7 protein-coding genes are annotated in these 14,740 nt (G+C 41.4%); all 7 read left to right on the forward strand.

Annotation, left to right across the window (positions count from 1 at the left end):
* Positions 1-91 precede the first annotated feature (91 nt).
* The 7 genes from ACLI08_RS07745 to ACLI08_RS07775 all read left to right on the forward strand — a co-directional run bounded on the left by ACLI08_RS07745 (position 92) and on the right by ACLI08_RS07775 (position 14,711).
* Positions 92-4,216 (forward strand): two-component regulator propeller domain-containing protein, encoded by a 4,125-nt coding sequence (locus tag ACLI08_RS07745; protein WP_411427898.1) that lies wholly within the window; start codon positions 92-94, stop codon positions 4,214-4,216.
* A gap of 181 nt (positions 4,217-4,397) precedes the next feature.
* Positions 4,398-7,475 carry a SusC/RagA family TonB-linked outer membrane protein gene (locus ACLI08_RS07750; RefSeq protein WP_411427899.1) on the forward strand — a complete coding sequence of 1,026 codons (3,078 nt, stop codon included), beginning with the start codon at positions 4,398-4,400 and terminating at the stop codon, positions 7,473-7,475.
* A gap of 10 nt (positions 7,476-7,485) precedes the next feature.
* On the forward strand, positions 7,486-8,961 hold the full coding sequence (locus tag ACLI08_RS07755) for a RagB/SusD family nutrient uptake outer membrane protein (RefSeq protein WP_411427900.1): 1,476 nt from the start codon (positions 7,486-7,488) through the stop codon (positions 8,959-8,961).
* Between the two features lie 75 nt (positions 8,962-9,036).
* Positions 9,037-10,095, forward strand: a complete 1,059-nt coding sequence (locus ACLI08_RS07760) for a glycoside hydrolase family 130 protein (protein ID WP_411427901.1) — start codon at positions 9,037-9,039, stop codon at positions 10,093-10,095.
* Entirely contained in the window at positions 10,095-11,387 is a 1,293-nt protein-coding gene (locus ACLI08_RS07765; protein ID WP_411427902.1) for an MFS transporter, read from the forward strand. The genes ACLI08_RS07760 and ACLI08_RS07765 overlap by 1 nt, the downstream gene beginning before the upstream one ends.
* Before the next feature lie 8 nt (positions 11,388-11,395).
* Positions 11,396-13,105, forward strand: a complete 1,710-nt coding sequence (locus tag ACLI08_RS07770; RefSeq protein ID WP_411427903.1) for a hypothetical protein — start codon at positions 11,396-11,398, stop codon at positions 13,103-13,105.
* On the forward strand, positions 13,086-14,711 hold the full coding sequence (locus ACLI08_RS07775) for an alpha-glucosidase (protein WP_411427904.1): 1,626 nt from the start codon (positions 13,086-13,088) through the stop codon (positions 14,709-14,711). The genes ACLI08_RS07770 and ACLI08_RS07775 overlap by 20 nt, the downstream gene beginning before the upstream one ends.
* Positions 14,712-14,740 lie beyond the last annotated feature (29 nt).

The raw sequence follows: 14,740 nt of genomic DNA on the forward strand, positions 1-14,740 counted from the left end.
TTTTTTTTCGATACATAAATTCTTTTCAGCTAAGTGCACTCCACCCGTAGTTACTATATGTTCTGCATTCATTCTACTTGCTGTACTAACGGTGAGTTGCGCGAAAGATGACCAAAAGAGCGCACAGCTTAAACATGTTAGTAGGCACAGTTCTACAAGGCCGGAAAAGTATAGCAAGTATGTGCTAGAGGAGCTTGATAATACTGCCGGGCTCTCTAACAGTTCTGTAAACTGTACTTTTCAGGATTCACAGGGTTTACTCTGGATAGGCACCTGGGACGGGCTTAACCGCTATGATGGCAGTAGCTTTAAAATTTTCAGGCCCGAGCCTGATAATGCACGCTCGCTAAGTAATCAGGTAGTGCTTAAGATTATGGAAGATGGTAAGGGAGATTTGTGGATACTTACCATGCACGGCATTAACCGTTACAACAAAAGTACAGATACGTTTACGCGTTATTTCTTTTCGGCAGACGCTGCTACTCCATTATCTGAATCGCAGTTTAACCTTGCTGCAGATGCTAATAAAAACATATACTGCGCTGTAAAAGGTTGGGGAATAGGCTATTTTTCCGGAAGTGATTTTACAAAGTTATCAATCCCGGCACTGAAGGATAAAAATATAACACGTTTTGAGTTTTGTGGACAAAATCTGTTTGCACTTACAGATGATAACGCGCTGTACAGCATAAACCTTGCCCCAACTTCCGCAAATGCAATACAGGTAAATGATGTAAAATTAGCCGCTAAAGGCATAAAATCATTCAAGATTTTGCCAAATAAAAAGCTTTGCCTCGTTTCTGCTGTAGGTGAGGCTTACACTGTTTCTTCAAATTTTACGGGAAAGACAAATCTTAGCAGCGGGGTTGAAGGAATAATAGGTATAACCGCGCAGAGCATAGTGCTGCAATCCAGGCAGGGATGCATTGTTAAGGATTTTGCAGGAAATGCCACTTCGGGCTCCTGGGCGGGTTTTCTTGATAAATACAAGGTAACCTCCGTTTCCCAAGGTACTGAAGGTATAGTATGGCTGGGAACCGATGGCGATGGCTTATTAAAGGCGTCACCCCAGGAGCGGCTTTTTAAAAATATTTCGAAGGGGCAGTTGCCGGCGCTTAACGGTGGTATTACGCGCTCATTTCTTAAAGACGGCAACACACTTTGGGTAGGTACTAAAGGTAAGGGGCTTCTTCATATAACGTCGGGTTTAGAAGGTGACACTACCGATGGATTGGTATATTCAGTTTACAACGAAGGTAACAGCCCTGTAGATAATGCTGTATATTCTCTTTGTAAAGGGCAAGGTGGCCTTATATACATAGGTACAGACAGCCCCGGTATAACAGTGTATGATACGGTTACAAACAAAATGGTAAGTTGGCCCGAAATACAGGGCAGCGCGCAATGCGATTATTTTACTTCTGTGTATTCGATTTGCCAGGATACAGATGGTAACATATTGCTGGGAACTAACGGTTACGGCATGATAAAATTTTCAATTGCACGAAAAGACGGACGTTTGGCAGTATCGGGTTTTAAACGGTATACCGCTAAGGCGGGCAACCCTGCAGCCTTGAACAGTAACATCATTTTTAGCATTATACCCGCTAATAAAGGCCAATTCTGGATTGGTACACGTTTGGGAGGCCTTAGTCTTTTTGACTTAAATACCCAAACGTTTAAAACATTTAAGAACAATCCGCAAGATACTGCGAGCCTGTCTAACAACGACATATTGTGCCTTGCTACAGACAACAGCGGCAAACTTTGGGTAGGTACAAGCTATGGGCTTAATCTATTACAGGATTTTAAAGGCGGAAAGCCTGTTTTTAAAAGTTATACCGTTAAAGATGGACTACCTAACAATACCATACACGGCATTGTACCCTATAAAGATCAAAGCGTATGGCTAAGTACTAACTTCGGGCTTTCTGATTTTAATATGGCGCAGAAAAAATTTACCAACTATGTAAAAACCGACGGCCTGCAAAACAATGAGTTTGCCGATGGCGCTTTTTACATCGATGAGGTTTCGGGACATATTTTTATGGGTGGTATTAAGGGATTCAATTATTTTTTACCCCAAACGATCAGCCAGTCGGGCAAGGTGCCTGATTTATTTATAGACCGTATAAGTGGCCATAACCAGCCTGTGCCTTACTATCAGGGGTTACTGGTTTCTCCTGAAAATGCTGCTGTACCTGCAATAACCTTAAACCATAACCAAAATTTTTTCGACATATACCTTACCGCTCTTACGTACAGCAACAACGACAAGTGCCAATACGCGTATGAACTGCGCGGCTTTGACAAAAGCTGGAACGCCATAGGTAACCGTAAAATAATTTCGTTTACAAACGTACCTCCGGGCAACTATTCGCTGTACATGAAATGGTCTAACCCAGATGGCGTTTGGACCCAGCCCGTACATACTGTAGATATTAGAGTAACGCCTGTTTGGTGGCAGTCAAATGTGGCATTAGCCATTTATGCCTTGCTTACAGTGTGCTTTATGCTGTTTGTACGAAGCTATTACCTTAAACGCCAATCGTTACAACAAAATATATTGTTCCGCCAGCGCGAGGAGGAACTTCATGAAAACCGTCTTACCTTTTTTACCAATATAGCCCATGAGTTCCTTACGCCGCTTACGCTCATAGCAGGGCCTGTGGAAAAACTGTCTGAAGCGAATAACCTTGACGACCGCAGTCGCAAGTTTGTAAAAATGATACGCAGAAATGCATCGCGCCTTTCGTTTCTTACACAACAGTTGCTAGAGTTTAGAAAAGCAGAGCATGACCATCTTGAAATTTGCGTGAGAGATTTTGATTTAGTAAGCATACTGGAACAAATAGCCGAGTTATTTGACGACTGGGCACTCGATAAAAACATTGATTATTCTCTTGATATACCACACAGCCTTACAGGATGGTTTGATAAGGAAAAAACAGAAAAGATACTATTCAATCTTTTATCAAATGCTTTTAAGTATACTCCGCAGGGTGGTAAGGTAAGTTTTAGCTGCCAGGTAGAGCATACCGGTACAGATGTATTGAAAATTGTGGTTAAAAATACCGGTAAAGGCATACCGAAAGAGAAATTAGACTCACTCTTTGACAGGTTCTTCCTGGCGGGGCCTAACCAAATGTCTGATACAGAGATGTTCCGTACAGGTATAGGCCTTGCCTATGTAAAACGACTTGTTACCGTGCTGAGAGGCGATATTGACGTGGTGAGCATACCCGATGAGGAAACAAGTTTTACCATTTTAATACCGTGTGGGGAAAAATCGTTCACGGAGAAAGAACTGGATAGAAACAATACTTCGGTGCTACTTTCAAAACACCTTAAAGATATCCTGGAAGAGCCGGATACATCTGTTGAAAACGAGCACAGTAAGCTGGCCTCTATAAGCAAGGCTCAGGATACCCGCAAACGCCTGCTTATTGTAGAAGACGAAAAAGAGATACATACCTATCTTGCCGATTTGCTTTCGGAAATGTATAATCTGGATTTTGCATTTAACGGAGAAGAAGCCCTGCGAATGGCAGACCTGCAACAGCCAGATCTTATAATAAGTGATGTTATGATGCCGGTTATGGATGGTGTAGAACTGTGCAGGCGCATAAAGACAGATGTGCGCACGTGCCATATCCCGTTTATAATGCTTACCGCCAAAAGTTCGGTAGAGCACCGCATAGAAGGGTTAGAGAGCGGCGCCAATTCTTATATACCAAAACCTTTTTATCCAGATCATCTCTTGGTAAGGATTCAAAAGTTATTAGAAGAAAAAGAGCTTATATTAAAACATTTTGCGCAGGACAATTTAGTAGAAAGCCTGCCGCAGATGCCGATAGAAAGTGAAGAGAAGATTTTTATAAAACAGGTTATAGAAATTATACAAAAAAACATTGAAGATGAAAATCTAGATAGTGCCTTTGTAGAAAAAGAACTCGGCATATCTAACTCGCAGCTGTATCGTAAAACCAAGGAAATTTTTAACCTCTCTCCCGGCGACCTTATACGTACCATGAGGCTTAAATACGCCGCGTTATTGTTGCGCAAAAATGTACTTACGGTATCTGAAATTTGCTATAAATCGGGTTTTAACAACCGCTCTTACTTTTACAGGGAGTTTAAAAAGATATATAATACCACCCCTAAAAATTATCAGTTGCAATTTAAAGCCAAAAAGCCTGCTGTTTCGGAAAACTGATAATCAGTGATTTAACATGCAGTGTACACTTTTGAAGAAATAGTGTACACTGTTTTTTTATGCCTTATCTACATTTACAACGTTTTCGTAAAGCCGAAAATTGACCATAACCCATTTAAACAAAACTTAGTATTAACATGAAAAAAATTACTCAGTCTATTAACCAAAATCCTTTAGCCCTATGAGCAGGAAACTTATTTATAATTTGCTCCTTACTTGGGCAATGTTATCAGTGGGCTCACTCTTTGCCCAAACCGTATCTGGTACGGTAAGCGATAAAAACGGACCATTACCATCGGCTACCGTAATAGTAAAAGGAACATCTACCAATACTGTTACAGACCTGGATGGTAAGTATACTATTGAAGCAAAGCCTAACGACGTTCTTGTATTTGCGTACATAGGATATATCTCCCAGGAGATTCCTAATAACGGATCGGGTGTTATAAATGTAACCCTTAGAGAAGACGCTGCACAACTTACCGAAGTTGTGGTAACAGGCTACACCAGCCAGAGTAAAGTATCAATATCAGGAGCTGTAACCCAGGTAGACCTGGATGATATGGCTAAAACACGCATACCAGACGTGTCGCAGGCACTTCAGGGGCAGGTTGCAGGTGTGTTTGTTGCAGCTAACACCGGTGCTCCGGGCGATGGTAGTGAAATACGTGTGCGTGGTGTAGCTTCATTTAACAGTACTAATGTGCTGTACGTTGTAGACGGAACCCCTACAGAAAATATTACGTTTCTAAACCAGAACGACATCAAGACAATGACTGTTCTTAAAGATGCTGCATCGGCTGCTATGTACGGTTCAAGAGCTGCCGGCGGCGTTATTGTAATTACTACTAAGCAAGGTGTACAGGGTAAATCTACTCTTGAGGCCGATATGTTTACGGGTGTTTATACAGCTACACGTTTACCTAAACTGCTTAATACAGATCAGTACTTAACTGTAAAAGATATGGCATGGCATAATACCATAGGTAATGATCCTAATGCAGAGAGCCCATATGCTATAGACAGGCGAACCAGAACTGATCTTGCAAATACCGATTGGCTTGATGAACTTTTTACCACAGGTATTTCTCAAAATGTACAGGTTTCTGCTACAGGTGCGTCAGATAAGGTAAGTTATTTAATTTCAGGAGGATATTACAATATGGATGGTATCGTAACTGAAAACAACGATAAATATAAGCGCGTAAACTTTAGGACTAATTTAAACGCTAAACTTACTGATAGGTTTACAGTAGGTACAAATATGCAAATAAGTTATCAGTCTCAAGACAAATTATCTTCCAGTGGCGATGCCCCTGGGGTTATTCGCCATGCACTTATACGTCCACCGGTTTTAGCGGTATACAAGGATGTTAACGACCCTACCTATAGCATAGCAGATCCTTATACGGACTTACCTTTTTATACCGGCCCTGATGGAGGATGGAGCAAAATATACGAATACAGTTCTAACCCGCTGGCTATAGTTCACTTTACAAATGATAAGAGGGATAACTTTCAGTTGTTTGGAAATGCATTTGCCGAATTTGCAATCTTAGCAGATAAGTCGCTAAAAATAAAAAGTAACTTGGGTGTTGATGCCAAATTTTTACACAATAAAAACTTTGCTCAAAATTACGGAGATCCTAATATTGCCGACCCGACTAATGTTTATTATGGACTTGGCCGTAACAATAGGCCAAATAGCCTTAACGAAAATCGTGGGCAAGATGTGACATTTACTTGGTCTAACTATCTTAATTATGCCAAGGTTTTTAATGGATTACATGAAGTAAATGCTTTTGCAGGTACAGAGCTTATAGAAAACAGACTGGATTTAATGGGAGGAGCCCGGTCTAACTACGACCTAACTACACCAGAGTGGCAGTATCTTGATTATGGTGGTACAGGTAGTGCAAATACTCCATATCCCTATTCTTCGGGTTCAGCTACAGAGTGGAGTTTATTTTCAGTCTTTGGTTCTGCAACCTATGGCTATGATAAAAGATACTTTGTTACTGGTACAATGAGGGCAGATGCCTCTTCAAAATTTGGGCCGAATAACAAATGGGGATATTTCCCTGCGATTTCAGCTAACTGGGTAATTAGTAATGAGAACTTTATGAAAGAGCAAAAAACTTTTTCATTTGCTAAACTACGTGCAACTTGGGGGCAAAATGGTAATCAAAATATACCCGTTTATGGCTATCAGGTACTTGTAAAAAATGAGAACGGACAAGTGGGTATAAAGCGCTTTGGTAACCCAGATATGAAATGGGAAACTACCACGCAGGTAAATGCAGGGGTTGACTTAGGCTTTTTAAACGGAAAATTATCTGTGTCAGCTGATTATTTCCATAAAATAACCTCTGATATAATATTAGCCACTACACCTCCGGGTTCTACAGCAGGACAGGTAGATCCTACCTTTATAAATTCAGGAGAAGTACTTAATAAAGGTTTTGAACTAAATATAGGCTGGAGAGATAACGACAACGACTTTAAATACGGTATTAACGGCAACATGGCTACACTAACTAATGATGCCCGAAAGCTAAACAAATATGTTTCTAACATAACCAATAATAGTACTAATACCCGAATAGAGGTAGGGCAGCCTATAAACTCTTATTACGGATATGTTTTTGATGGTATATACCAAAATCAAAATGAGATTGACACCTACCTTAATACAAATTCAAATGGAGCAAGGCCTGGTGACATGAAATTTAAGGATCTTAACAATGACGGACAGATAAATGCAGATGACCGTACGTTTATAGGTAACCCAATACCTAAAATTACCTACGGTTTAAATTTCAACGCATCGTACAAAAACTTTGATTTTTCGTTTCTTTTCCAGGGAGTGCAGGATGTAGACCGTTACAACGATATGATTCAGATACTGAACTACGACAGCCGTCCGTTTAACTCTACTACAGATGTACTTAGCAGCTGGAATGGAGAAGGCACCAGCAACACAACACCACGCCTTACTTTCAATAATAACGGTGGTGGGTTTGTATCGAGCAAGTTTGTAGAAGATGCATCTTACTTACGATTAAAAAACATTGAGCTAGGTTATACATTTAACAGCCTGCTAAAAGATACCATGGGACTAAGGATTTATGTATCGTCTCAAAATCTATTGACATTTACTAAGTACAAAGGACTTGATCCTGAATCTACTGCATTAAAAGACCAAGGTACATATCCTCAAACAAAAGGATTCCTTTTTGGCGCACGAATTAAACTTTAAAAAGAGCTATATGAAAAGATATATAAAAACGGCACTTTTATCAGGATTTATAGTTTTTGCCTCTTGCGAAGACGCACTTGAAAAAGACCCTATAGGACTACTTACACAAGGCAAGCTAGACGAAACCCCTACATTAACCATAGTTGAAAATTCTGTAAAGAATTCTTATATGCCATTGGCAAATACGCTAAACCTTTACGGAAGCTGGGACTGGGCTGGTGGTCTTGTATTTCAAAACGATTATGTTTTACAAGACATTGCCTCGGACGATATGGAGAAGAAATGGGTTAGCGATGGCGACCAACCGTGGATGGATGATATTAACAACTTTACATTTACATCCACTAACGGAGGGCCTAACGGGCTTTGGAAATATAATTTTGAAGGCATAAAAAAAGCCAATCAGTCTATTTCATTTCTTACTAACCCAAATATAGAAACGATAACGGGTATCACTACTGAGAGAAAAAAGCAACTTTTGGCAGAGAGTTATTTCTTAAGATCCTACTATTACTTTTCCTTAGTAACAAATTTTGGGCGTGTTCCATTGATTACAAGACCCATTACTTCTTATCAAGAAGCTTTTGACCTTGCAAGGCAAGTAGAGCCAAAAGAAGTATGGGATCAAATAATGTTAGACTTAAACCAGGCAAAAGATCTTTTACCTGATACCAAATATTCTTCTGATTCAGAAAAATGGAGGGTTTCTAAAGCAGCTGTGCTGGCACTTATGGCAAAATCGAACTTGTACAACCAAAATTGGGGGCAGGTTCCTGCTCTTGTAGATCAGATTGCAGCCTTAGGTTACGGTTTAAATACTAATTATTTTGATTCATTTAGCACAGAGTATACAGATAACGAAGTGATTTTTGCATTTGATCACCAAACCAATGTAGTTCCCAGGCGCGGTAACGGTATATGTGCACCACTGGGCTGGGGGTTCTTTGCGCCTTCGCAAAGTTTTCTTAATGAGTTTGAGGCTAATGACCCAAGGCTGCTTTATACCGTAAATGTAGGGGCACAGAATGTGAACAAAATGCTGGGCAGCCTTAATGGGGCTAATAAAGGTAATGATGATGCGCCGAATAATAAGGTATACATCCGCTATGCTGATGCTCTACTTTGGAAAGCAGAAGCGCTACTTAACAACGGCGATACTGCCGCAGCTGTTGCCATAATCAACCAGATAAGGCAACGTGCCCGTAATGGGGTAGATGCTAACGGCAATGCGGTGCCGGCCGGTACACTTCAGGACAGATCTACAGCTGCAGATGCTGCAACCGTGCGCACCTGGCTTATACACGAGCGCAGGGTAGAGCTTGGTTTTGAAAACCAGCGCATGCTCGACCTTAAGCGTTGGGGCATAGCCCAGGAGGTTATGCAGGCACATGGTAAAAACTTCCAGCCAAGGCATATGCTATATCCTATTCCTCAAAGTGAAATAGACGCTTCGGCAGGTACACTTACACAAAACCAAGGTTACTAATACATGTTTGGGTTAGTGCCCGGCCGGTAATTAGTGGCTGTCCGGGCTAACCTAACCTGTTTAATTACAAAAAGAATGAAAGATATTGCAACACGCTTTACAGCAAATCCTCTGTTATCCCCAGCTGATTTACAACCCAGCCGCGAAGGGCTGGAAATTACCTGCCTGCTAAATCCGGGTGCGTTTACCTTTAATGGTAAAACCTGGCTTATTGTACGCGTTGCCGAAAGGCCAAAACAACAAGAAAACATTATATCGTTCCCGGTGCTTACCGGTACAGGCGGTATAGAAATTATTGAAATTGACAAAAACGATCCGGAGCTTATAGCTACAGATGCCCGTGTAATAAACTATAAAGGGGCTGATTACCTAACTACCTTATCGCACCTGCGCCTGTTGTGTAGCGATGATGGCATTAGTTTTTATGAACCTGAGGGTTACCCCAGGTTAATGGGGGAAGGCGCACAGGAAACCTTCGGTATAGAAGACTGCCGCGTAACAGAACTTAACGGCACCTATTACCTTACGTTTACCTCGGTATCACCTACAGGAGTAGGCGTGGGGCTACGTACTACTAAAGACTGGAAGACATTTGAAAAACACGGTCTTATATTCCCGGCGCACAATAAAGACTGCGCCATTTTTGAAGAGAAAATAAACGGCCTTTTCTATGCGCTTCACCGCCCCAGCAGTGTAGACATAGGAGGCAACTATATATGGATAGCGTCGTCTCCAGATGGCATACACTGGGGAAACCACAAGTGTATAGCTACCACACGCAAAAACAGTTGGGACAGCAAGCGTATAGGCGCCGGTGCTGCACCCATAAAAACACCGGCAGGCTGGCTGGAAATATATCATGGAGCTAATGCAGAACACCAGTACTGCCTGGGCGCTTTATTGTTAGATTTAAATGACCCATCGGTCGTTTTAGCCCGTAGCGAAGAGCCGTTAATGATACCGTCTGCGTATTATGAGCTAACCGGATTTTTCGGTAATGTGGTGTTTACAAACGGACATGTAGTAGCAAATGATGGCGATACTATTACAATGTATTACGGCGCCTCAGATGAGTTTGTATGTGCTGCTACACTATCGGTTAAAGAAATACTGTCAACTTTAAAATATAGCTGATGCTTAAGAAACTAGTAAACGAGATAACGCATTTTAAAAGTCAGTCGCACAACTTTAAAATACTGGTGCTTACTAATTTAGTGTATGCTATAGTACAGCCGGTTATAGATATTTTTGTGGCGGCTTATATTATGCGAAACTCCAGCGATACCAGTAAAGTGGTTATTTACCAGTTGGCTATTTATACCGGCATACCGCTTACATTTCTTATAAATGGCTTTTTGCTTAAATACATCAATATCAGGAAACTGTATTCTCTCGGCATGATGCTTAGCGGGGTTTCCATGATTATAATGATGTCACTTAAATCACTTAGCCTTATGGGGATAGGTGTAGCAGGTATAACCATGGGGTTGTCTTTCGGTTTATATTGGTCTAACCGCGATTATCTGGCCATATCTACTACAAACGATGAAAACCGTAATTATTACTATGGGCTCGAGACGTTTTTTTATACCATAATTGCCATTGTAATTCCGGTAGCCATAGGCTGGTTCATACAATCTAAAACTACAGATCAGGACAAGCAGAATGCTTACGTAATCATAACAGGCATTGTGTTTATTGTTACCATTTGCGCTTCGGTGGTGTGTTACAGGGGGAAATTTGTAAACCCATCGGAAAAAAAGTACATCTTCTTTAAGTTTCACCCGCTTTGGTATAAGTTACTTTCTTTGGCCATGTTTAAAGGCCTGGCTCAGGGATTCCTGGTTACGGCTCCTGCTATGCTTATATTTAAAATATTAGGTGAAGAAGGTGCCCTGGGTAATGCACAAAGTATTGGTGCGGTACTGGCAGCCATAATTATTTACATCATTGGCCGTTTCTCCAAGCCATCAGACCGCGTTAAAACATTTTCGGTAGGCCTTATATTATTCGCGGTGGGTGCCTGTATTAACGGCGCACTGTTTAATAAAACCAGTGTAATAATATTTCTACTACTACTGCTTATAGCAAAACCACTTATGGACTTGGCGTATTACCCTATACAGCTGCGTGTTATAGATATAGTTTCTAAAATAGAAAAGCGTGGCGAATTTGTGTACATACTTAACCATGAATCAGGTTTGTATGTAGGCAGGTTGCTTGGGGCTGCTACATTCCTGGTATTGTATTTTACGGTGTCTGAAGATTTTGCCTTGCGTTACGCCGTAGGAATTATTGCCGTTTTACAATTATGTTCTATATTCATCAGTAAAAATATTATAGCCCAGGGTAACAGGATTGCCAAAGAACCCGAAACCGCTGCACCGGAGAGAATTATGGAAGAAGCAGCCTCTAACCTTATCTAAAAGCCATTATGAATACCTTCAAATTTACCTTATTATCTCTGTTAACCGCCGCTGCGCTTACCGCCCAGGTACAGCAAAAAGCCATACCACGTGTAGATAAAATGCCCGATATGCCGTCTCATTTTGAGATTATAGATTACCATAAACTGGCGCGCGATTTTAATACAACGGTGTTTGACTTTAATGCCAAAGGAAAATTCTGGCCGTTGGTGTGGATGGATAAATCACATAAAAATTTTCCGCAGGATGTGGTAGGAATGTATACCGCTATAGGCGATGTAAGGCAGGGACCGGATAATAATAAGGGTATGTTCCATGAGGCTTTGGCTAATATGGGGGCTACGCTTGGCGCTACGCTGGTAGGGGTAGATAAAACCAATGACAGGGGCATAAACTATGTGGCTATGCTGAAAAATTATTATAACAGCGAAACCGGCTGGAATATAATGATGAACAATACCTGCCCTGAGGTGGCGCTGCTGGGTGGCGGTTATGGTCGCGACTGGTGGTATGATGTGTACCCAAACCTACTGTTTTACGCCATATACGATAAGTATCCTAAACAACCCGGCCTTGAGAAAATGGCACGGTCTATAGCCGATAAATTCTATGGTGCTGACGCTATACTGAAAGGGAACTATGACTATTCTTTTTTTGATTACGGAAAAATGCAGCCCATGAAAAACAATATTTGCGCTCAGCCCGATGCTGCCGCAGGACATGCATGGGTGCTGTATGCCGCATACAAGAAGTTTGGCGATAAAAAATACCTTGACGGCGCACTTTCTGCCCTTTCGGCATTAGAGTCGCAAAAAATAAACCCTACCTATGAGCTGCTTATGCCTTTTGGTGCATACCTTTCTGCACGTATAAATGCAGAGCAGGGTACGCATTACGATACAGACAAAATGCTGGACTGGACTTTTGACGGTACTGCCGTGTGTAGAGAAGGCTGGGGCGTACTGGTAGGGAACTGGAATGGCTTCGATATATCGGGTACAGTAGGGAGTACTGTAGACCGCGGAGGATACGGCTTTTTAATGAACACTTACGATATGGCTTGGCCTGTAGTACCTATGGTGCGTTACAACCAAGCGTACGCCACTGCAGTAGGGAAGTGGATGCTTAACGCGGCTAATGCTTCTAAGTTTTTTTATCCGCAGTATATGCCAGATGAGCATGAAACCATACCGCAACTTGCAGATGTAAGCAAAGGGGTTATTGCTTATGAAGGTATTATAAAGAAATCTAATATGGATCAGTACCAAAATGTACCTGCACCGGTAGCCCAGGGAGATGGCCCGCTTTGGGTACCCGGAAAAAACCCAGCCGAAAGCCAGCTGAGTGTTTACGGCAGTGGGCATGCGGGTATTTTTGGCAGTATTATTAAAAAGACCGGAGTAGAAGGTATATTGCAGCTTAATCTGTTGGCTACCGACTTTTTCCGTAATGCAGCGTATCCGTCTTACTTGTATTATAACCCGCATAATGAATCTAAAACCATTACGGTTTCATCCCCTAAAGGTAAGTCGGGCTTTTATAACACCGTTACAGGCAGCTTTGTGGCGAAAAACAGTAAATCTGTAAAGGTTACTATTCCTGCAAAAGGTTCTGCAGTTATTGTTACAACGCCTGCAAACGGTAAAGTAACCTATAGTAATACCAAATTGTTGGTTAATAATGTAGTAGTAGACTACAATGTGCAGAAAAAGAAGTAACATATCAGGTGTTGCCATACTCCTTTGCTTATTGCATACCTATACCATGTGTGCCCAGGAAAAAACGTGGTGGAAAGAAACCGTATTTTATCAAATTTACATGCCCAGCTACGCCGATAGTAATGGGGATGGCTATGGCGACTTTAAAGGAATAACCTCTAAACTGGACTATATAAAAGGCCTGGGAGTTAAGGGTATATGGCTTACACCTTTTTTAAAATCACCTAAGGTAGATAATGGGTATGATGTAGCCGATTATTACGCGGTAGACCCGGTGTATGGTACTAACAATGATTTTAAGGAATTTTTAAACGAAGCACACAGCCGGGATATTAAAGTAATTATTGATATGGTTGTAAACCATACCTCTACTGAATGTGCCTGGTTTAAGGAAGCTTCCAAATCAAAAACAAGTCCTTACAGGGATTATTACATCTGGAGGGATGCGCCTAACAACTGGGAGTCTTTTTTTGGAGGTACGGCCTGGAAAAAGGATGCTGAATCAGGGCAATATTACTACCACAAGTTTGACGTAACCATGGCCGACCTCAACTGGCAAAACCCAAAGGTAGTGCAGGAGGTAGAGAATGTGCTGCGTTTTTGGCTTGATATGGGGGTCGATGGCTTTAGGTTTGATGTAATAAATTTTCTTACTACAGACGGCATTACAAAAGACAATCCGGTAAAAGATGGCGTTCAGGAACATTTGTATGACATTAGCCAGCCGGGCGTAAAAAATGCTATTAAGCAGTTAAAAAAGGTGGTGTCTTCTTATCCCGGGCGTTTTACGGTAGGCGAAATAGGCAGTGATAAACTCGACGTACTGAAACAATACCAGGCATCGGACATGATGGATGTGGTGTTTAACTTCAATTTCGGCAGCATGGCTACATTTTCTGTACAGAAAATATGTGATGAGCTGCAAGGTATGGAGCATCAAATGAACGGTTATCCTACGCTGTTTTTTGGTAGCCATGATATGCCACGCATGCGCGACAGGCTTGCTGATGGCAATACAGATAAAGCACTGGCCCTGGCAGCCCTTACGCTAACGGCTCGCGGCGTTCCGTTTGTGTATTATGGAGATGAACTTGGAATGCGCAACATTACAGCAGATTCTTTTTCGGAAATTGTAGACATACAGGCAAAAACACACTATAACATTGCCGTGACTCAAGGCAAACCCGAAACAGAATCGCTTGTTATAGCTAACCAGCATAACAGGGATAAGTCACGTAGCCCTATGCAATGGGATGCTGGCGAATATGCTGGCTTTTCTGCGGGTAAGCCCTGGATTAAAGTTAATGCTGACTTTAAAAATAACAACGCGGCGGTACTTTCTGCCGATAAGGAGTCTATACTAAACCGCTATAAAAAACTAATCACCCTACGTAACACAGAACTAGCCTTACAGTACGGTTTATGTACAAATTTATCATATAATGAGAACAGGATTTCGTTCACCCGCGTATTGAATGCAGAAAAGGTTACAGTGGTTATTAATTTTGGGACTCCATATTATTGTTCAGTTCCTAAAAAAGCTGAAATCCTGTATGGGGAGCGTCAGCTTAAAGCGTATGATGTCCTTATTTACAAGGTTTTTTAGCATTGATTTTATTAATTAATTGAAGTAAA

This window comes from Flavobacterium sp. RNTU_13 (assembly GCF_046614455.1).
Taxonomy (GTDB): Bacteria; Bacteroidota; Bacteroidia; order Flavobacteriales; family Flavobacteriaceae; genus Flavobacterium.